Here is a 19,960-nt window from a genome sequence, read left to right as displayed (position 1 = left end):
CCGAGGCGCTAATTTCCTGTCCCTATTCCCTATTCCCTATTCCCCAGTCCCTGAAGTTACAGCCAGCCTTTGCGTTTGAAGAAATAATAGGTGCCACAGGCAGACATCAGCATCATCACCAGCGACATGGGGTAGCCAAAAGCGAAGTCCAGCTCCGGCATGATTCTGAAGTTCATGCCATAGATGCTGGCGATCAGCGTTGGCGGCAGAAACACCACGGCGGCCACCGAGAAAATCTTGATCACCTTGCTCTGCTCCAGGCTGGTAAAGCCCATGGCCGCTTCCAGCTGAAAGTTGATCTTGTCGAACAGAAACTGTGTGTGGGGCAGCAGAGATTCGATGTCGTAAAGCATTTCATCGATCCACTTGCGTTGCTCGTCGTTACCACTCTGGCGAAAAGAGCGCTTGATGAAACGCAGTGCCCGCCGGGTATCGTACAGGGCCAGCCGTATGTGGCCGTTACCGTCTTCCTGCAGCATCAAATCAGACATGGTGCGGCGCAAGTCATCCACCTGCAGCACCTGTTTGGCGGTGGCTTCCAGGGTCTTGTAACCGTCTTCGATCAGGTCGGAAATATATTCGATTTTGAGCTGAAAAATTTCCAGCAGCAGGTCCGGCGCGTCTTTCGCTTCCAGCCGGTCCTGGCGCATGTAGTGGCGCAGCAGCCGCATCAGGCCGAGATCGTCTTCCCTAAAGCTGATTAACAGGTCTTTGCGCAGGGTAAAGAGCACGTTGATGCCGTCGATTTCTTTGCCCATGCGCTGGGGAAACAGCGAATGAATGTGCAAGCCGTCCTTGTCCCGGTAAAAACGGGCCGAGGCCTCGATGTCGTCGAGTTCGTCCAGCTCAGGTACTTCTTCCACGAACAGCTGTTTCATCCAGCGTTGTTCTTGTTCGTCCGGTTTGAGGATATCCAGCCACAGGGTGTTGGGAGGTAAGGCGTCCTCCAGGTTGAGCGGCTGAATGTCGAGAGATTTTCCATTCAGTGTGTAGGCTGTGATCATGCAGCTCTCCAACCAGTAAACAATGACTTGCACTATATAGAGGCCAGGGCCGGATGTCAGGTAATCAGTGGGTTAGCCTCGTTTATTGACGTTTATTTTAGCAGTATGAGAGTAGACTCAAATGACTTGACTCTGTGTCCGGCCTATAATGACGTGATCCCTGCCATCAGAATCCCCCATCGGAGAGTTATCGTGAAACAACGTTGTTGTGCCTTGATATTGTTGCTGGCGATGCCCGCCGCGGCCGATATGACGCTGAAGGCACGGCAAACGGTGGATATCTATGGCTCCAGCGCCCAGGAGCCGATCCTGGCCGATGTGGATTATCGATTGTCCTGGCAGTTGTCGGGGGAGCAAACCGAGGCGGGCTGCCTGCCGTCCCAGGTGGAGGTCTTGCTGATTGCCACCGTGACCGAACCGTTGGAATGGCCGCAAACACCCGCCTGGCAGAACTATCGACTGGCGCTGACCGGTTACGAACGGCTGGTGCGGGAGCGGGCCCTGCTGTCGGGTGAGTGGCTGGAACGTTCTCTGTTCGAGATAGCACCCCAATCGAATTGCGAGCAGTTGCTGCAGGTGGCAGACAACGTCGGCTATCACCAGCTCGACATCGCCCGCACCCTGTTACAGGACTTTCAGCAGCAGAACGACTACGGTCGCAACCTCGGGCTTATTCGGCCCGATTAGGCGTTTATTCCACGGGTTTTCCTTTCAGCAGCTTGCGCACCCAATGTCGATTGGGGTTAAGCACCGCCAATTGCGACTGCGACAACGGATAGGGCTCATCCAATAGCTGCGCTGCCATCAGCTCGGCCAGCAAGGGGGCCGAGCACAAGCCCCGCGAGCCCAGCCCCGACATCACATACAGCCCCGCATGATCTTCCGCCAAGGGCAACGCCTCCCACTTTCGCCGTGGCATCTTGTCATATTGTGCCAGTTGTTTGGCCTTGTCCGGCGCCGCGCCGGCCAGTGGCAGATGATCGCGGCAGGCGGCGCGAACACTCACCCGACCGGCACCCGCAGCGGGTGTCAGATCATCGAGTTCGGGCAGGGTACGCACCAGTTTGTGCAGGTTTTCCTGCTCGTCTTGCTCCCGATAATCCAATGCCGACTGCCTGCGACCATAACTGGCGCCGACGCAGTGGTTTCCTTGCCAGGCTGGGGTGAGATAACCCTCGTAGCAGACCACGGTTTTCAGTGCCGACAGAGTGGGAGAAGAAGGCTGATAGTTGACCTGGCCTCGTACCGGCGACATCGCCAGGGTACTGGTTTGCGGCCATCTCGTGACTTCGTGGCCGCTGGCCAGTACCACATTGTCGGCACAGAAAGTCTCGCCCTCGGTGGTGAGATGCCATTGGTTTTCTTCCCGCTCCAGAGTCTCGACCCGGGTCTGGTAGTGGCAGCTCAGCAAGCCGCTTTTTTGCGCCTCGGCCAGCAGGGCGGCCGTCAGCTCGAAGGGGCAGACCCAACCGCCCAGCGGATACTCGATGCCGGGCAGGTTGGCAGCAATACCGGTACGTGCGTTCACCTGCTCGGCGGTTAACGGCTGTACCAGTGTCGCCGGCAAGCTGCTTGCCAGCAGCTTGTCGATTTTGGCGCCGCTTTTTTCATCATGGGCCAGCTGTACCACGCCACACCAGTCATGACTGAAGGCGTGCCGTTCGGCCAGGGCAGGCAGCGTGCGGCGACCATAAAGAAAGGCCTGCAGAAAAAACTGGCTCAAGCAGTCATGATCGCCGTTAAGCAGCGGATAAATGGCGGCCTGGCGGTTTCCCGAGGCGCCCATCGCCGGGGCATCATTCTGATCAAGCAGGGTCACTCGCTGGCCACGGCGGGTCAGGGCATAGGCCAGACTGGCCCCGGCGATGCCAGCCCCGACAATCAGCGTCTGGCCGGACCGACCTGGCCGGCGCCAGAACCAGGGCGCGGGGTAGGGGAGGCGCTGGTCACAGCGACGAACCCCCGCCAGCATTTGCCGCTTGCTACCAACGCCCTTGGCCCGGCCGACCTGAAAGCCGGCTTCGTTCAGCCCACGGCGCACGAAACCGGCGGCGTTAAAGCTCGCCAGGGTGGCGCCATTACGGGCCAGACGCGCCAGTTGCCGGAAAAGTTCTGGCGTCCACATTTCCGGATTCTTGCTGGGCTCGAAGCCGTCCAGATACCAGGCATCCACCTTTCCGGCCAGGCCCGCTTCCATCTGAGGCAGTACTTCGGCCACGTCTCCCAGCCATAAATCCAGGCATACATTTTCGTCTAGCCAGAGCCGGTGACAGCCGTTAACGGCGGGCGGATATTCAGCTAACAAACGTTCGCTTAAAATGCTAAGCTCTGGCCATTGGCCCAGGGCCTGTTGCAGATCGGCGCGCGTAAGCGGAAATTTTTCCACGCTGATCAGGTGCAGGCGCTGGGTGTTACCTTGCGGATGTTGCAGGCGATAGTCGATAAAGGCCTGCCAGGTGGCCAGCACGTTAAGGCCGGTGCCAAAGCCGGTTTCGGCGACCACGAACAGCGGCCTGTCATGGTCAATCCAGCGTTCGGGCAGGCCATTGTGACCCAGAAACACATAGCGGGTTTCGGCCAGACCATTGTCGCTAGAGAAGTAGACATCGTCGAACGTAGCGGCGACCGGCGTGCCTTGGTCATTCCAGTCCAGACTTGCGGTTGTAATGAAGTGGGGTGACACTGAACCTCCGGGGCCGTAAAAACGGTCATTTTATGTGAAAGCAGACCAGTTTGACCATATTTTGTGGTTAGAATTGGCGCCAAATCAAGACAGTAGGAAAGATAGATGAGAAGAGCAGTCATTACCGGTATCGGTGTGGTATCCAGCATCGGTAACAATCAGGAAGAAGTTCTGGCCTCACTCAAGGCGGGCCGCTCCGGTATCAGCTTCTCCCAGCAGTTTGCTGATCATAACCTGCGTAGCCAGGTATGGGGGAACGTTAATCTGATCCCGTCCGAGCATATCGATCGTAAAGTCATGCGCTTTATGGGCGATGCCGCCGCCTTTGCCTATCTTTCCATGGAACAGGCGATCGCCGATGCGGGCCTTGACGAGTCCATGGTATCCAACGAGCGCACCGGTCTGGTCGCTGGCTCCGGTGGTGCTTCTTCCAAGAACCAGATCGAAGCCTGTGACATTCTGCGCACCAAAGGCGTACGTCGTGTAGGACCTTATATGGTGCCGCGCACCATGTCTTCAACCGTGTCCGCCTGTTTGGCTACCCCTTTCAAGATCAAGGGTATCAACTACACCATCAGCTCGGCCTGTGCGACTTCTGCACACTGTATCGGCCATGCGCTGGAGCAGATCCAGCTGGGCAAACAGGACATCGTATTCGCCGGTGGCGGTGAAGAAGTGGACTGGACCCTGGCCCTGCAGTTCGACGCCATGGGCGCTCTGTCCAGCAAATACAACGACACCCCCGAACTGGCCTCCCGTACCTACGATGCGGGCCGTGATGGCTTCGTCATCTCCGGTGGCGGCGGTATGGTGGTAGTGGAAGAGCTGGAGCACGCCCTCAAACGTGGTGCCAAGATCTACGCCGAAATCACCGGCTACGGCGCCACCTCCGACGGCTACGACATGGTGGCTCCGTCCGGTGAAGGCGCTGTGCGCTGCATGCAGCAGGCCATGGCCACCGCGCCAGCCCCGGTGCAGTACGTCAACACCCACGGCACCTCTACGCCGGTAGGGGATGTGAAAGAGTTGGAAGCCATCAACAACCTGTTTGGCGACAATGCTCCTTATATCTCTGCCACCAAGGCAATGACCGGCCATGCGCTGGGTGCCGCCGGTGTGCACGAGGCGGTGTATTCACTGCTGATGATGCAGCACGGCTTCATTGCCCCGAGCATCAACATCACCGAGCTGGACGAGAAGGCCAAGAATCTGCCTATCGTCACCGAATACAAAGAAGCCGAGTTGGACACCGTTATGTCCAACAGCTTCGGTTTCGGCGGCACCAACGCCAGCCTGGTATTCAGCAAGTACAAAGGCTGATAGCCTGGTAACACCGCACTAAAAAAGGGCGCTTCGGCGCCCTTTTTGTGTTCATTTTCACATCTCACATCTCACGCCTCAGCGTTGATCCCAACGGATGAAGGCCCAGGCGCCGAGCATGCCGAACATGACCCCCAGCACGCTGCTGGCCAGAATATCCACCGGCCAGTGCAGACCCAGCAACAGGCGCGAATAGCATACCGCCACGGCCCAGGTAGCGAGCGCACCGATAAGCCAGGGCGAACGGCGCCGGTAGAGCAGCAACAGGCAATAGAAGCCGGCGATGGTCATGGCAGCAATCGAATGGCCAGAAGGGAAGGAGTAGCTGACCTCATCCTGCCAGTGCAGCTTGAGCCAGCCCGGCACCTGCCGCTCCGGCATTTCTCTTAAACCATCGGCCAGCCATTTTTCCCGTATCGAGGGTAGCTGGGCATAAAAACGGTCGCTGTCGGCGAGTCGGCCCTTTTCTGCCAGCCACAGCACGTAAGGGCGGGGTTCTTTAAAGTATTGCTTGGCCAATGTCTTGGTGACAAAGGCGCTGCCCAGCGCAGCCATCAGGCAGAAAAAAAACATCAACAACAGGCCGGGTCTGTGCCGCCAGCGGCGCAAGGCCAGCAGGCTCAGGGCGACAAGGGTGATGGCGATGCCGTATTTGCCGACCGACAGGGTCAGGCCATAGGCCAGCAGGGCAGGGGTATCATCCAGATCCAGCAGCGGAAACCACTGCCAGTGCCATTGGTAGCCCATGCTGGCGATGGCGACCGGCAATACCAGTATCGCCAGCACCGTGAACAGTAATCGTGGTGTCATGAAAAGAAATCGCTTGAGAGGAAAGCGGCGATTCTAGCAAAACGGCAGGCCGATGGAAGCTGAAGACCTCCGCAACTCGGGGTACAATGACCCGCCATTCAGGGAACTCGTCATTTAAGGATCCCGACACTCAAGGAAATAGTCGATGAAATTGCTGGCCGATGAAAACATGCCCTTCGTGCAGGAACTGTTTGGTGACTGGGCCGAGATAGTGACTTGCCCTGGGCGGGAAATCAGCCCCGAGCAGCTGCGTGATGTGGATGTGCTGCTGGTGCGCTCCATTACCCGGGTGGATGAGACCCTGCTGGCTGAGGCCGAACGGCTGAGCTTCGTGGGCACCGCCACCATCGGCTGTGACCATATCGACACCGAGCTGCTCGCCCGGCGGGGCATCGTCTTTGCCAGTGCCCCGGGTTGCAACAAGGTGGCGGTGGGTGATTATGTGCTGGCGGCCTTGCTGCGGGTGGCGGCGCACAAGGGCTGGTCGCTAAAGGATAAAACCCTGGGTGTGGTGGGGGTCGGTAATACCGGTGCCGAGGTGGCCGAGCGGGCCCGGGCACTGGGTATGACAGTGCTGTTGTGTGACCCGCCGAGGGCATTGACGGACACGACAGAGTTTGTCGATTTTGAACAGGCGTTGTCCGCCGATATCGTCAGTTTTCACGTGCCCCTTATTCGCGGGGGCGAGCATCCAACCTGGCATTTGCTGGATCAGGCGGCCATCGCTGGGTTGAATACCGAACAGGTGCTGATTAACGCCTGTCGGGGCGATGTGTGGGACAACCAAGCCCTGCTGGCTCGACAACAAGGTGCCTCTCCACTGACCCTGGTGATGGATGTGTGGGAGCATGAGCCCGAGGTGCTGGCACCGCTGGTGCCTCATGCATTGCTGGCCACTCCCCATATCGCCGGCTACAGCCTCGAAGGCAAGGCGAGGGGCACCTTCGCTCTTTACCGTGCCTTGTGTGAGCAGCGGCAGGTTAGCATACACCTGACCCCCGAGCAGTTGTTGCCGCCATCGCCGATAGGCGCCGTGCACCTGAAGGAGGCGCCGGATCAGGCCCTGGTAGCCCGATTGGTACGATTGGTGTATGACATAGAGCAGGACGACGCCGCCTTTCGCCTGGCTCTGGGTCAGCCAGGCTTTTTTGACCATTTGCGCAAGCAATATCCCCAGCGTCGAGAGCTGGGATCTGTGCAACTGTCGGGAATGACCGGCAGTGGCGAGGCATTGGGCTTTAAAGTATGAAGGCGGGGTGCCGATAGCCTGGCTCGGGCCTATCTCGAAATCGACAGCGCACGCGAACTGCTGAACGAGGCGCTGGAGCATGGCAATGAAGAGCAGCAGCGCGATGCGCAGAAGCTGTTGCAGCGGTTGGCCAGGCGCTGATTTCCTTTCATCGGCCTCGTTCCGAGGCCGGTTCTTCAATTTGACTCGGTAACGGGTATAATTGCCGTCCTTTTTTACCCTTGGAACTGATTATGCGCATTGCCCTTGGCATCGAGTATGACGGCAGCCGTTATTATGGCTGGCAACGGCAACGAGAAGTCCCCAGCGTTCAGGCTGAGGTGGAAAAAGCCCTGTCCAAGATTGCCGATCATCCGATTAGCATACAGTGTGCCGGCCGTACCGACGCCGGTGTGCACGGTACCGGCCAGGTGGTGCACTTCGATACCCATGCGGATCGGCAGGCCGGCGCCTGGACTCTGGGCATGAATGCGAATCTGCCATCCGACATTGCGGTGCGGTGGGTCAAGACGATGGGTGACGACTTTCACGCGCGCTTCAGCGCCACCGCCCGTCGCTATCGCTATATTATATTCAACCACAACATGCGGCCCGCCATTCATGGCTGCGGGGTTAGTCATTATGTGGGCGATATCGATGTGCAGAAAATGCATGAGGCGGGCCAGTATCTGCTGGGTGAGCACGACTTTACCTCCTTTCGTGCCATGCAGTGCCAGTCGCACAGCCCCAATCGCAACATCCTGCACCTGAATGTGCAGCGCTATGGCCACTATGTGGTGCTCGACATCAAGGCTAACGCCTTTGTGCATCATATGGTGCGCAACATCACCGGCACGCTGTTGAAGGTGGGGATGGGAGAAGAAAGCGTCGGCTGGGTGCAGGAAGTACTGGAAGGACGGGATCGTAACCTGGCAGGGCCCACAGCCAAGGCGGGTGGACTTTATCTGGTGACGGTAGATTACCCGGAACACTATGGTTTGCCGGACGCCCCGCCAGGACCATTATGGCTACCGGATCAGTTGCGCTGATCGGGGTAGGACCAGTACCGTCAGGCTTAAGTTTTTTATCAACGCGCATGCAGATATATGGTTTAATGCCAGCCATAACGCCTCGGGCACCCCTAAGGGGAGCGCCCGGCAACCAGGCTGGCAGAGGGCGGGGTAACGGCGAACAGCACCGGTCATCGGTGATGCTTGACCGATTAGCGGCCGCCCAATCTGACCAGGCTGCGTGATAACGATGCAATTGTTTTGCAATAACCATGCAGTGACAAAGCTGCAATAACGATGCAATAACGCTAAGGATTTCCATGAGTTGGCTTGAGAAAATTCTTCCCAAGAATAAGAACATCGGTGTTCGTCGTCATAACATTCCGGAAGGTGTCTGGACCAAGTGCGCCAATTGCGAGCAGGTATTGTACCGTGCCGAACTGGATCGCAATCTGGAAGTCTGCCCCAAGTGCGATCACCATATGCGCATTGGCGGTCGGCTGCGACTGGACAAGTTCCTCGACCAGGATGGCCGTGTCGAGCTGGGTGCCGAACTCGAGCCTCAGGATGTGCTCAAGTTCAAAGACTCCAAAAAATACAAAGACCGTATCAGCGCCGCCCAGAAAAGCAGCAATGAAAAAGACGCCATGGTGGTGATGACCGGCACCCTCAAAGGCCTGCCGGTAGCGGCCTGTGCCTTCGAATTCTCCTTTATGGGTGGCTCCATGGCCTCCGTAGTGGGTGCGCGCTTTATCAAGGCGGTTGATGCTTGTATCGCAGAAAACCGGGCCCTGGTGTGTTTCTCCGCCTCCGGTGGTGCCCGCATGCAGGAAGCCCTGTTCTCGCTGATGCAGATGGCCAAGACCAGTGCAGCCCTCAACCGTTTGTCCGAGGCGGGTCTGCCGTATATTTCGGTGCTGACCGATCCGACCATGGGTGGCGTATCCGCCAGCCTGGCGATGCTGGGCGACGTCAACGTCGGCGAGCCCAAGGCACTGATCGGTTTTGCCGGTCCGCGCGTCATCGAACAAACGGTACGGGAAAAACTGCCCGAGGGTTTCCAGCGCAGCGAATTTTTGCTGGAGCATGGTGCCATCGATATGATCGTCGACCGTCGTGAAATGCGCGACAAGCTGGCAGGACTCATCGGCAAGCTGATGAATCAGGAGCCGGCAGAGTTCTGATGAGCAGCCTTGTCGACTCTCGCAACCGCTCGCTTGCCGACTGGCTGGTCGTGCTGGAAGGCCTCAACATGGCTCATATCGAGCTGGGGCTGGAGCGCATGGCGCTGGTGGCTGGCCGTCTGGATCTGCTTAGTTTGCCCAGTCATGTGATCACCGTCGGCGGCACCAACGGCAAGGGCACTACCTGTGCCCTGCTGGAGGCCATGCTGCGGGCCGGTGGCCACAGCGTGGGCGTCTATTCGTCTCCTCACCTGGTCGATTACCGCGAACGGGTGCGAGTCGACGGCGTCAGCCCGGATGCCGCGGCGTTTTGTGCCGCCTTTGCCGCGGTGGAAACGGCCCGGGCCGAAGTGGCACTGACCTACTTCGAGTTCACCACACTGGCGGCGCTGTGGCTGTTTCGTGATGCCGCTCCCGATGTGGTGTTGCTGGAAGTGGGGCTGGGTGGTCGGCTGGATGCCACCAACGTGGTGGCGTCGGATCAGACGGTGGTCACCACGGTGGCACTCGATCATACCGACTGGCTGGGCTTTGACCGGGAAACCATCGGCTTCGAAAAAGCCGGTATTTTCCGCGCCGGCAAGCCGGCGGTGTGCGGTGATCTTAATCCTCCAGCCAGTCTGCTGGCCCATGCCGAGCTGCTGGAAACCCCGCTGAGCTGTACCGGGCGGGACTATCAATGGCAGGTACTGGATGACCAGTGGCGTTTTCAGGGGCTGGGTCTGAGTCTGGACGTCTTGCCGTTGCCGAGCTTGCCGCTGATGAACGCGGCCACGGCACTGGCGACCCTGGCGCTTTCGCCTTTTTCCCTCGATATCGAGGCGATAAGGGCGGGGCTGCGTCAGGCCAGTTTGAGTGGTCGGCTACAGCAGCTCGGGCCCAGGTTGTGGATAGACGTTGCCCATAACCCGGAGTCGGCCGGCTATCTGGCTAGCCGGTTACCGGGCATTAAGGGCAGCAGGCGCTGCCGGGCCGTGGTGGGAATGCTCAAAGACAAGGACATTGCCGCCAGCCTGGCACCTCTTCGTGATCTGGTGGACGACTGGTATCTGGCCAGTCTCGGCGGCCCTCGTGGTGCCAGTGCGAATGAGCTGGCCGAGCGGCAAGCGGGCACCTGTTTCGACTCGGTAACGGCGGCATTGGCGGCGGCAGAAATGGAGGCGGGTGAGCAGGACATCATCATTGTGTTCGGCTCCTTCTTTACCGTCGCCGAGGTGCTGGCGAGCAGAACATAACCAACGGCATAACTGGCAGCAAGTGAGGAAGGGCGCTTTGGCGACACAATTTCAGCATCGATTAGTGGGTACCGTCATTCTGGTGGCGCTGGGTGTTATTTTTCTGCCCGACCTACTGGATGGCAAACAACAGTTGGCCCCCGATGAGGCGGTCACCATACCGTTGCGCCCGGAACTTGAGCCGGCTCGCCCTGTTGTGACGGCACCGCCCGCCGCTGAACAGCAGGCGGCGGCCGGGCAGGTAACGGCCGGCCAGCCGGTGTCGGCGGAGGTCAGGCCCGAGGTCTGGTCGCTGGAACAAGCCCAAGAGGCGCCCCCGGCGGCTCCTCAGCCCGTTTCCAAACCAGAACCGAGACCAGAACCTGAGCCGAAACCCGTACCCGCGCCCAAGTCGGCCCCGGTGGTGAAACCCGCACCGATAATAAAACCGGCACCGATAGTTCAGCCTGCGCCTGTGGTGCGGCCCGCGCCTGTAATTAAACAGATAGCGCCTCAGCAGATAACCCCTCAGCAGGGAGATCATGTGGTTCAGCTGGGGGCGTTTCGCAGTGCGGATAACGTCAATGCGCTGGTCAGAAAACTGCGTGCATCCGGCTACCGGGCTCAGACCACCCCGGCGGTACCCCGTCAGGGCGAGCTGAACCGGGTATGGGTTGGTCCCGACAGCAAAGCACGTCTGGAACAGCAGCTGTCTGCGCTGGAGCGGCTCACCGGCCTCAAGGGCAGCGTGCGGCCCCAGTAGTAGGCGAACCAGTAGTACGATAACCAGTAGACAAAAAAGCCCCGTTAACCGATTCGGTTAACGGGGCTTTTTATTGCGAGATCATCGAAGGCCCGCAACGCCGGCGGCAGGCGCCGCTCTGCTCCCTCCCCTTAGCCTCGGTGCGTAGGAATGACAGCGGGGTGCAAGGCAAGGGGAGGGCTGGGGAGGGGTTACTGTACGGCGTTGCTGGAGACACGCCATCCCAACCTCCCCCTGGCGAATCTCCACAGTAATGCCTGCGACTCCGATGCCAAGGGGGAGGGGCTGTTCGGTGTAATTACACTGCCGGGATCTGCTGGGTGATGCAATGGATATTGCCACCGCCGAGCAGAATCTCCCGGGTCGGTACGCCCACCACTTCCAGCTCCGGGAAAATGGTTTCCAGCATCTGGCGAGCCTCTTCGTCGGTACGCTTGTCCAGCAGCGGAAACACCAGCCGGTTATTGCTGATCAGGAAGTTGACATAAGAGCCCGCCATCCGCTCACCGGCGACTCGAGGTACGCCAGGGCCGGGGGCCACGCCAGCGGCTTCCTGTTTGGTGATAAACAATGGGCCGGGCTGGGGCAGCTTCCATATTTTCAACGGGCGACCCTTGGCATCCCGGGCCTGACTCAGCACCTTGTAGGCCGCCTGTGAGCGGGCATACTGAGGATCATTCTTGTCATCGGTCCAGTGCAGTATCACCTCACCGGGGCGGGCGAAACAGGCCATGTTGTCGATGTGGCCATTGGTTTCGTCCAGATAAACTCCGTGCGGCAGCCAGATAAAATGACTGACGCCCAGATAGTCTCTCAGCTGCTGCTCTATGTCTTCCTGGGTGTAATCCGGGTTGCGATTGGGGTTGAGCAGACACTCGGCTGTGGTCAGCAGGGTGCCTTCGCCATCTACATGAATGGAGCCGCCTTCCAACACCAGTGGCGCCTTGTGCACCGGCAGTTGCTGATGGGCCATCATGGCGCCGGCCATGGCCTGATCCTTCTCCCAAGGGTAATAGAGGCCTTCTTCGTGACCGCCCCAGGCATTAAACATCCAGTCGATACCGGCGGCCTCGCCTTTACCGTTGATGACCACGGTTGGGCCGGTATCCCGGGCCCAGGCGTCGTCGCTGTCGATGGCCACCAGATTGACTTGTGGCGGCATCAGCTGCTTTGCCTTGTCCATTTCTTCTGCCGGCACCGCCATATATACGGGCGTGGAGGCGGCGATGGCCTTGGCCAGCTGGGCAAAGGTGGCCTGAGCCGGTTTACCCTGCTCGCGCCAGTTGTCGGGTCTGTGGGGCCAGATCATCCATACCGCTTGCTGGGGAGCCCATTCGGCGGGCATGTGAAAACCTTTCAGTGCGTCCATCAGCGGCCTCCCTGCTGCTTGCCGTCGGAGGTCTGCAGGGTCTGATACATGGCCGGGCGGCGATCCCGGAACAGGCCCCAGCTAATGCGGGTCTTGGCGATGTCTTCCAGATCGAAGCTGTGCACCAGCACGCCTTCGGTGGTCTTGTCTGCCTGGGCTACCAGCTCACCGAACTGGTCGGCGATAAAGGAAGAGCCGTAGAAGGTCATTTCGAGGCCGTCAATGAATTTGCTCTGCTCGGTACCGATACGGTTGGAGGCGATAACCGGCACCAGGTTGGCGGCGGCATGACCCTGCTGGGTACGGGTCCAGTGCGGCTGGCTGTCGATCTCGGGATAGGCGGGCTCGGAGCCGATGGCGGTCGGGAAGAAAATCAGCTCGGCACCCATCAGCGCCAGGCTGCGGGCGGTTTCCGGGAACCACTGATCCCAACAGATGCCCACGCCAATCTTGGCATAGCGGGTCTGCCATACCTTGAAACCGGTGTCGCCGGGGGTAAAGAACTGCTTTTCCTGATAGGCCGGGCCGTTGGGAATATGGGTCTTGCGATACAGATCCAGCACGGTGCCGTCGGCGTCGATTACCACCAGGGAGTTGTAATAGGCGTTACCCGCTTTCTCGAAGAAGCTCAGCGGCAGCACCACGGCCAGCTCTTTGGCCAGGGCCTGAAAGTGATGGATCAGCGGGCTGTTATCGACATCATGGGCGAGGGCGAAGTGCTCCGGGCTCTGGTCTATGCAGAAATAGGGGGTTTCGAACAATTCCTGAATAAGGATAATCTGGGCGCCCTGAGTGGCGGCCTCGCGCACCAGTTTCTCGGCACGATTGATGTTTTCTTCTTTGTTCCAGCTGCAGGCCATCTGGGTGGCGGCTACGGTAACCATTGCCATGATCAACTCCTTTATTCGGTAAATTGTCAGCGAGTTGCCGGTGGAGGAGGGTAAAGGGCTCTGCTCCGCCGGCCGTGACATGCCTTGGGCTACATGTCATTCATTTATCCACAACTCGACTCTTCAGACCGCAGTGTGCCCCTTGCGTTATCATCCATCAAATGAATAGTATTAATTTAATTATTTATCTGGTGAATAAAGATGAAGCTGCACCAACTCGACCTTAACCTGCTGCTGGCCTTCGACGCCCTGATGACCCAGCGCAACGTCACCCGGGCGGCCCAGCAGTGCTTTATCAGCCAGCCGGCCATGAGCCATTCCCTCAACCGACTACGCCAGTTCTTCGAAGACCCGCTGCTGGTGCGCAGCGCCACCGGCATGCAGCCCACCGGCCGGGCCCAGGCCCTGCATCAAACCGTGCGGCAGGCCCTGGAGCTGCTGGAGCAGGAGCTGGGGCGGGAAGACAGCTTCGTGCCGGCCACCTCGAACCGCCGTTTCGTGCTCAGCACCACAGATTACGTGGAGTGTGTGCTGATACCGCCACTAATCCGTCGCTTGCAGACCGAAGCCCCGGGGGTGCGCATCGAAATCGAGATACTGCGCGACCGGCTGCCCGAGCAGGCGCTGGCCAACGGCGAGGTGGATCTGGTGCTGGGCTTCGATGAATACATGCAGGTGCCGGGCTCGCTGCGTACAGAAACCTGGCTGACCGAGCCGCTGGCGGGGGTGGTCAGTCGGGAGCATCCGGTCGTTGCCGACGGGATCAACCTGGCGCAGCTCACCGAGCTGCCTCATGTGTTTCATTCGCCGCTGGGCACCCGGGAGTCCATCGTCGACACCTGGTTGGCGAGCCAGGGCTTGAAACGCAGCATCTCGGTCAACAGCCAAAGCTATATGTCGGCGGCGGCCATCGTTAGCCAGAGCGATCATCTGTTGGTGCTGCCTCACAAGGTAGCGGTGATGCTGGCCGAGGCGCTGCCGCTGAAACGGGTGACGTTGCCGGCGGATTTGCCTGCTTATCATCTCAACTGCGTTTGGCATCCTTTGCACGACCGCCAGCCGGCATTGCAGTGGTTACGGGGCTTGCTGCGCTCGCTGATCTGAGTTGAAGATTAGGTGTGAGGAGAAGCAGCAACGCGAAGCATCAGCAGCGTTGTCTGCGCCGACACGCTGCGAGCCCTTCCATGGGGCGCTCGGCAAATGCCGTCCATGGCATTTGACGGTCGGCTCCGGCAATCCCTGCTGCTGCTTCGTGCAAGCACGGAGTTGTCTGTTAGAGACTGCCTGGCGACTTGGTAGTAAGCGAGGGAAAGGAGTGAAGATAAAACAAAAGTGCCGGGCATGGCCCGGCACAAAAACTGACAGCTTACGGCTTGATTTAAAGCACCATGGCGGCTACCCAGCCGAAGCCAATCAGCGGCAGGTTGAAGTGCAGGAAGGTCGGTACTACCGAGTCCCAGATATGATCGTGCTGGCCGTCGGCATTCAGGCCCGAGGTAGGGCCCAGGGTCGAGTCGGAGGCAGGAGAGCCCGCATCACCCAGGGCGCCGGCGGTGCCGATAATGGCCAGGGTCGCCAGCGGCGAAAAGCCCAGGGCGATACACAGCGGCACATAGATGGGCGCGATAATGGGAATGGTGGAAAACGACGAGCCGATGCCCATGGTGATAAACAGCCCCACCACCAGCATGGCCAGCGCCGCCAGCGCCTTATTGTCGCCCAGCGCCGAGTCTACTGCCTGCACCAGACTGCCGATGCCGTCGGTCGACTTCATCACGGCGGCAAAACCGGCGGCGGCAATCATGATAAAGCCGATCAGCGACATCATCTTCACCCCCTGGGTAAAGGCATCCTGACTTTCCTTGTATTTGATGACGCCACCCAGAGTGAAAATCACGAAACCAACCATGGCGCCAAGAATGATGGAGTCGCTGTACAGCTGCAGACTCAAGGCACTCAGAATGGCGACCACGGCGATGGCGATATGGGCGCCGTTCACCTGAATATGCTCGGGCTCGACCGCCAGTATCTTGCTTTCATCGTAAAGGCGCGGTTTGCGGTAGCTGATAAACAAGGCCACCAGCAGACCCAGAAACATGCCGCCAACCGGAATGGCCATGGCGGTGGGAAGCATGGACTTGTTGACGGCGACGCCGTTCTCGACCAGGTTGGCCAGCAATATGTTGTTGAGGAAGATGCCACCAAAACCGACCGGCAACATCATGTAAGTCGCGGTAAGGCCGAAGGTCAGCACACAGGTCACGGCACGTCTGTCCAGCTTGAGCCTGGCCATTACATGCAGCAGCGGCGGGATAAGGATGGGAATAAAGGCGATATGAATGGGGATCAGGTTCTGGGATGAAATGGCCACCAGCAACAGGGAGCTTAACAGCATCGCCTTGATCCACAGCATGCGGCCAGCCGTGGCGTTCTGGCCCAGGGCCTTGATGACCTTGACCGCCAGCAGGTCGGTAATGCCGGAGCGGGCAATGGCCACGGCGAAGGCGCCCAGCATGGCGTAGCTCAGGGCGATGGTGGCACCGCCACCGAGGCCATCGGCAAATATATTGGCGGCTTCGGTCAGTGACAGGCCACCGACCATGCCACCCACCAGGGCGCTGAGTGCGAGAGAGATCACCACGTTGATGCGTAGCAGGCTAAGGGCCAGCATCAGGCAGACGGCGACGACAACAGGATTCATTGATTATCCTTATGATATTTTGACTGAGGGGAACTAAGGGGGGCTAGTTTGCGAATTCAGCCCCGAATGTCGAGCTTTTTTGTCGATAATCTGCATTCCTCGCCGCTGTAACTTTGCGCAACCGGCAACATATAGGGTGTGCTGCCCCTTGGGTTTGGTCGCAGGCGCCCATATACTGTGTAGTCGAACGACGAGGTTTCCTGGAAACCCATTAGTGTAATCACCAAGGAGATAGACATGGGCGTATTGGTAGGCCGTCAGGCCCCCGACTTTACCGCTGCTGCTGTACTGGGTAATGGCGAAATCGTTGATAACTTCAACTTCAAGGAATTCACCAAGGGCAAAGCAGCCGTGGTGTTTTTCTACCCGCTGGACTTCACCTTCGTATGTCCTTCAGAGCTGATCGCCTTCGATCACCGCTTTGAAGAGTTCCAGAAGCGTGGCGTGGAAGTGATCGGCGTGTCCATCGATTCCCAGTTCAGCCACAACGCATGGCGCAACACCGCCGTGGAAAATGGCGGTATTGGCCAGGTTAAATACCCGCTGGTTGCCGACATCAAGCACGACATCTGCAAAGCCTACGACGTTGAGCATCCGGAAGCCGGTGTGGCTTTCCGCGGTTCTTTCCTGATCGACGCCAACGGCCTGGTCCGTCACCAGGTGGTTAATGATCTGCCGCTGGGTCGTAACATCGACGAAATGCTGCGTATGGTTGATGCCCTGCAGTTCCATGAGACCAACGGCGAAGTGTGCCCGGCTCAGTGGGAAAAAGGCAAAAAAGGTATGGAAGCGTCTACCGAAGGCGTAGCCAAGTACCTGACCGAGAACGCCAAAGGCCTGTAAGCCTTCTCGATTCAAGATTAAATAAAAATGCCGGCAAGTAATTGCCGGCATTTTTTATACGTGATGAAAGTGGCGCCATTCAAGCGCCGAAAGAACATCTCAGGCGGTGGCGGGCTCGCGTAACAGTGTCAGCAGGGCCTGGGCGTGTTCACTGGCTTCCCGTCCCAGGTCGGTCAGATAACCCCCGTCTGGCTGAGTGCTCAGCCCCTTTTCATGCAGCCGAATGGCGGCGGCAATCAGCGACGGCTCGGCGTCGTGATGTACCTTGATGCCTTGCCGGGTGGTATCGAGATCGAAATGCAACAGCAGATTCAGTTCGTTGAGCAGGTCCGGGTGATAGCGCATATGAATTCCTCGATGAAAAAATACCTCTAAACGTTAGCCTGTTCTGCCGTCTTCGGTTGCGCGCTGGCTCACAATTAGGAATTTAGTCGTGCATATTGTTACTTGCATCACAGGGCCGGGTTGTCGATGATGTGATTTTTTGCCATTCATCGAAAAGGAACTTTGACCCCATGACTGCCATTCGTATCAGCCACGCCGACTTCGCCATCAGCGAACATCATCGCCTGTCCATCAAAGCGCTTGAGCTGGACGCCGGGCAATGTTGGAGTTTTGTCGGCGCCAATGGCAGCGGCAAAACTGCCCTGGCCCGGGCCCTGGCCGGCGAGCTGAAACAGCTGAGCGGGGAGGCCGACAATGGTTTCGATCGTATCGAATGGGTGTCGTTCGAACAGTTGCAGCAACTGGCCGACCGGGAGCGGGAAGAAGACGAAAGCGACTTGCTCGACTATCAGGACGAGGGGCACAGCGCCCGGCAGATCATGCTGGAAGCCGGCGGCGATGCGGGCGAGCTGGAGGACCTGGCCACCCGCTTCGGCATTACCGCGCTGCTCGACCGGGGCTTTCGCCATCTTTCTACCGGTGAAACCCGCAAGGTGCTGCTGTGCCGGGCCCTGTTGCAACAGCCGGAACTGTTGATCCTGGACGAACCTTTCGACGGCCTGGACGTGGCATCGCACCAAGGCTTGATGAGCCTGCTGCATGAGCTGGTGGCGTCGGGGCAGACCCTGGTGCTGATCCTCAACCGTTTCGAGGAAATCCCCGACTTTGCCGACCGGCTCGGCATCTTGACCGAGTGCGAGCTGAGTCTGGCCGGCCCTCGGGCTGAAGTGGCGGCCTCGGCCGAGCTGATGCAATTGAGCCACCTGGCGGCGATGGAAGCGTCGACGCAGGCGCTGCCACCGGCCGATCCGGACGCACAGCGTCGGGCTCTGGATGCAGATACCCCGCGCATCATCATGCGTGACATCAACGTCAGCTATGGCGACAAGCGTATTCTCACCGGCCTGAACTGGCAGGTAAATCCGGGCCAGCACTGGCAGATCATCGGCCCCAATGGTGCCGGCAAGTCGACCCTGCTAAGCCTGGTCACCGGCGATCACCCTCAAGGGTACAGCAACGATCTGACCCTGTTTGGTCACCGACGGGGCAGCGGCGAAACTATCTGGGACATCAAGCAGCACATCGGTTATGTCAGCACCACCATGCAGCAGGACTACCGCGTTACCGCCACCCCCAGGGCGGTAATCCTGTCCGGCTTCTTCGACTCCATTGGCGTCTATCAACAGCCCGGCGACGCCCAGCTGGCGCTGGTCGACCGATGGCTGAGCCTGCTTGGTATGCAGCGGCTTGCCAACGAGCCCTTCCGTCATCTGTCTTACGGTCAGCAACGGCTGCTGCTGATTGCCCGCGCCATGGTCAAGCATCCGCCTATTCTGATCCTGGACGAGCCGCTGCAGGGGCTGGACAGCTTCAACCGACACTGGGTCAAGCGCTGGATCGATCTGCTGGTGGCCGAAGGCGGCACCCAGCTGCTGTTTGTGTCGCACCATCAGCAGGATGCCCCGTCGTGCATCAGCCACCGCCTGACCTTCGTGGCCGACGGCGAAGGGTATCGGTATGTCACTACAGCCGTAAGCCATGAGCAATAAGCTGTCAGTGTTTTGTAGCCGCCGCTTCAGCTGGCGGATCAGAGCACGCGAGACGTTCAGGTGATAACGCCATGCCTGCAAACGCCGAGTCGTTTGCGGGTTTGCGCCGCATAAATGGTATCTACCATGTCACGCCTCACGGCGTTTCCTTCTTGACCCAAACGCGGGGGCAGGCGAGGATGAGCTTACCCTCGTCTGTCGGGACATGAACCGATGCTGAACATGAATTTTTCCCAACCCCTTTCCCTTAACTACGACGCCAGCCGCTGGCAGCCATCGCCTGCGGCTGGCGTATGGCGCTATCCGCTGGAGCGACAGCAGGTCGAGAGCGGCCATGTCACCAGCCTGGTGCGGTTTGAACCAGACTCTCACTTTCCCGAGCATCTGCACCCACTGGGTGAAGAGTTCTGGGTGCTGGAAGGGACCTTTTCCGACGAAAACGGCGATTACCCCGCCGGCAGCTATGTGCGCCATCCGCCCGGCAGCCGCCACGGCTCCTTCACCCGCGAGGGTTGCGTGATTTTCGTCAAGTTGAATCAGTTTGATGAAGATGATGATATGTGGCTGAAGGTGCTGCCTGAGCAGAGATTATGGATCACCGGTGGTCAGGGTTATCGCCGGCTGCCGCTGCACCATCATGGCGGTGTACATACCAGCGTGCTGCATTTTCCCGATGGTGGGGCCTTTCCGTCCTGCTGTTATCGACACGGGCTGGAAATTCTTGTACTGGAAGGGGAGCTGCTGGAAGGAGACGTCCCTGCCAAACAAGAGCAGGCAGGGGAGGCGAGCAAGGGGACGGCGCACTATCCGGGGCTAAGCTGGTTGCGCTTTCCTCCCGGCAGTCAGCCCCAGCTGCAAGCCGGCCCCGACACCCGCTTGTGGGTCAGAACCGGGCACCTGGGCGCGGTTACCGCCGATTAAGCTGTCCCGACCGGGCGACCCGGGTC

18 protein-coding genes and 1 pseudogene are annotated in these 19,960 nt (G+C 59.1%); 12 read left to right on the top strand and 7 right to left on the bottom strand.

Annotated features, from left to right (window positions below):
• Positions 1-56: 56 nt before the first annotated feature.
• Positions 57-1,004: a magnesium/cobalt transporter CorA gene (gene corA, locus UN63_RS03815; protein WP_104485457.1), complete on the bottom strand. Its 948-nt coding sequence runs from the start codon at positions 1,002-1,004 to the stop codon at positions 57-59.
• Positions 1,005-1,196: 192 nt separating this feature from the next.
• On the opposite strand from corA, the gene UN63_RS03810 reads away from it, so the two are divergent.
• Positions 1,197-1,691, top strand: coding sequence for a DUF922 domain-containing protein (locus UN63_RS03810; RefSeq protein ID WP_229793509.1), 495 nt, complete (start codon positions 1,197-1,199; stop codon positions 1,689-1,691).
• 4 nt (positions 1,692-1,695) lie between these two features.
• On the opposite strand, the gene mnmC is transcribed toward UN63_RS03810, so the two are convergent.
• Positions 1,696-3,687 carry a bifunctional tRNA (5-methylaminomethyl-2-thiouridine)(34)-methyltransferase MnmC2/FAD-dependent 5-carboxymethylaminomethyl-2-thiouridine(34) oxidoreductase MnmC1 gene (mnmC, locus tag UN63_RS03805; protein WP_104485456.1) on the bottom strand — a complete coding sequence of 664 codons (1,992 nt, stop codon included), beginning with the start codon at positions 3,685-3,687 and terminating at the stop codon, positions 1,696-1,698.
• A 105-nt stretch (positions 3,688-3,792) separates the two neighbouring features.
• Here mnmC and fabB point away from each other — a divergent pair, with 105 nt between their 5' ends.
• A complete protein-coding gene (fabB, locus tag UN63_RS03800; protein WP_104485455.1) occupies positions 3,793-5,007 on the top strand; it encodes a beta-ketoacyl-ACP synthase I in 1,215 nt (404 codons plus the stop codon).
• 78 nt (positions 5,008-5,085) lie between these two features.
• On the opposite strand, the gene UN63_RS03795 is transcribed toward fabB, so the two are convergent.
• Positions 5,086-5,817 carry a phosphatase PAP2 family protein gene (locus tag UN63_RS03795; RefSeq protein ID WP_104485454.1) on the bottom strand — a complete coding sequence of 244 codons (732 nt, stop codon included), beginning with the start codon at positions 5,815-5,817 and terminating at the stop codon, positions 5,086-5,088.
• Positions 5,818-5,962: 145 nt separating this feature from the next.
• Between UN63_RS03795 and UN63_RS03790 the strand changes: the two genes are divergently transcribed.
• The 6 genes and pseudogenes from UN63_RS03790 to dedD all read left to right on the top strand — a co-directional run bounded on the left by UN63_RS03790 (position 5,963) and on the right by dedD (position 11,216).
• Positions 5,963-7,066, top strand: coding sequence for a 4-phosphoerythronate dehydrogenase (locus UN63_RS03790; protein WP_104485453.1), 1,104 nt, complete (start codon positions 5,963-5,965; stop codon positions 7,064-7,066).
• Between the two features lie 18 nt (positions 7,067-7,084).
• Positions 7,085-7,207 (top strand): annotated as a pseudogene (locus tag UN63_RS03785) (FimV/HubP family polar landmark protein); the annotation flags it as partial.
• 92 nt (positions 7,208-7,299) lie between these two features.
• A complete protein-coding gene (gene truA / locus UN63_RS03780) occupies positions 7,300-8,094 on the top strand; it encodes a tRNA pseudouridine(38-40) synthase TruA (protein WP_104485452.1) in 795 nt (264 codons plus the stop codon).
• Positions 8,095-8,375: 281 nt separating this feature from the next.
• Positions 8,376-9,239: an acetyl-CoA carboxylase, carboxyltransferase subunit beta gene (gene accD, locus UN63_RS03775; RefSeq protein ID WP_104485451.1), complete on the top strand. Its 864-nt coding sequence runs from the start codon at positions 8,376-8,378 to the stop codon at positions 9,237-9,239.
• Positions 9,236-10,474 (top strand): bifunctional tetrahydrofolate synthase/dihydrofolate synthase, encoded by a 1,239-nt coding sequence (gene folC, locus UN63_RS03770; RefSeq protein ID WP_181068171.1) that lies wholly within the window; start codon positions 9,236-9,238, stop codon positions 10,472-10,474. The genes accD and folC overlap by 4 nt, the downstream gene beginning before the upstream one ends.
• A gap of 37 nt (positions 10,475-10,511) precedes the next feature.
• The gene (gene dedD, locus UN63_RS03765; RefSeq protein WP_104485449.1) at positions 10,512-11,216 is read left to right on the top strand and encodes a cell division protein DedD; all 705 of its coding nucleotides are present in this window, start codon (positions 10,512-10,514) and stop codon (positions 11,214-11,216) included.
• Between the two features lie 298 nt (positions 11,217-11,514).
• On the opposite strand, the gene aguA is transcribed toward dedD, so the two are convergent.
• Together aguA and aguB are read right to left on the bottom strand one after the other, a co-directional pair.
• On the bottom strand, positions 11,515-12,585 hold the full coding sequence (gene aguA, locus UN63_RS03760; RefSeq protein WP_104485448.1) for an agmatine deiminase: 1,071 nt from the start codon (positions 12,583-12,585) through the stop codon (positions 11,515-11,517).
• A complete protein-coding gene (gene aguB, locus UN63_RS03755) occupies positions 12,585-13,475 on the bottom strand; it encodes an N-carbamoylputrescine amidase (RefSeq protein ID WP_104485447.1) in 891 nt (296 codons plus the stop codon). Before aguB ends, aguA begins: the two co-directional genes overlap by 1 nt.
• A 201-nt stretch (positions 13,476-13,676) precedes the next feature.
• On the opposite strand from aguB, the gene UN63_RS03750 reads away from it, so the two are divergent.
• Positions 13,677-14,579 (top strand): LysR family transcriptional regulator, encoded by a 903-nt coding sequence (locus UN63_RS03750; RefSeq protein ID WP_104485446.1) that lies wholly within the window; start codon positions 13,677-13,679, stop codon positions 14,577-14,579.
• 274 nt (positions 14,580-14,853) lie between these two features.
• Here UN63_RS03750 and UN63_RS03745 read toward each other — a convergent pair whose 3' ends face one another.
• Complete coding sequence (locus UN63_RS03745) at positions 14,854-16,176, bottom strand: Na+/H+ antiporter family protein (RefSeq protein ID WP_104485445.1); 1,323 nt, start codon at positions 16,174-16,176, stop codon at positions 14,854-14,856.
• Between the two features lie 237 nt (positions 16,177-16,413).
• Here UN63_RS03745 and UN63_RS03740 point away from each other — a divergent pair, with 237 nt between their 5' ends.
• Positions 16,414-17,019 (top strand): peroxiredoxin C, encoded by a 606-nt coding sequence (locus UN63_RS03740; RefSeq protein ID WP_104485444.1) that lies wholly within the window; start codon positions 16,414-16,416, stop codon positions 17,017-17,019.
• 99 nt (positions 17,020-17,118) lie between these two features.
• On the opposite strand, the gene UN63_RS03735 is transcribed toward UN63_RS03740, so the two are convergent.
• Entirely contained in the window at positions 17,119-17,364 is a 246-nt protein-coding gene (locus UN63_RS03735; protein WP_104485443.1) for a TIGR02647 family protein, read from the bottom strand.
• Positions 17,365-17,534: 170 nt separating this feature from the next.
• Between UN63_RS03735 and modF the strand changes: the two genes are divergently transcribed.
• Together modF and UN63_RS03725 are read left to right on the top strand one after the other, a co-directional pair.
• Positions 17,535-19,013 (top strand): molybdate ABC transporter ATP-binding protein ModF, encoded by a 1,479-nt coding sequence (modF, locus tag UN63_RS03730; protein ID WP_104485442.1) that lies wholly within the window; start codon positions 17,535-17,537, stop codon positions 19,011-19,013.
• Between the two features lie 222 nt (positions 19,014-19,235).
• A complete protein-coding gene (locus UN63_RS03725; RefSeq protein WP_229793510.1) occupies positions 19,236-19,934 on the top strand; it encodes a cupin domain-containing protein in 699 nt (232 codons plus the stop codon).
• Positions 19,935-19,960: the final 26 nt, after the last annotated feature.

It is taken from the genome of Oceanisphaera arctica, from assembly GCF_002936955.1.
Classification (GTDB): domain Bacteria; phylum Pseudomonadota; class Gammaproteobacteria; order Enterobacterales; family Aeromonadaceae; genus Oceanimonas; species Oceanimonas arctica.
This window is presented reverse-complemented; position numbering and strand designations above follow the sequence as displayed.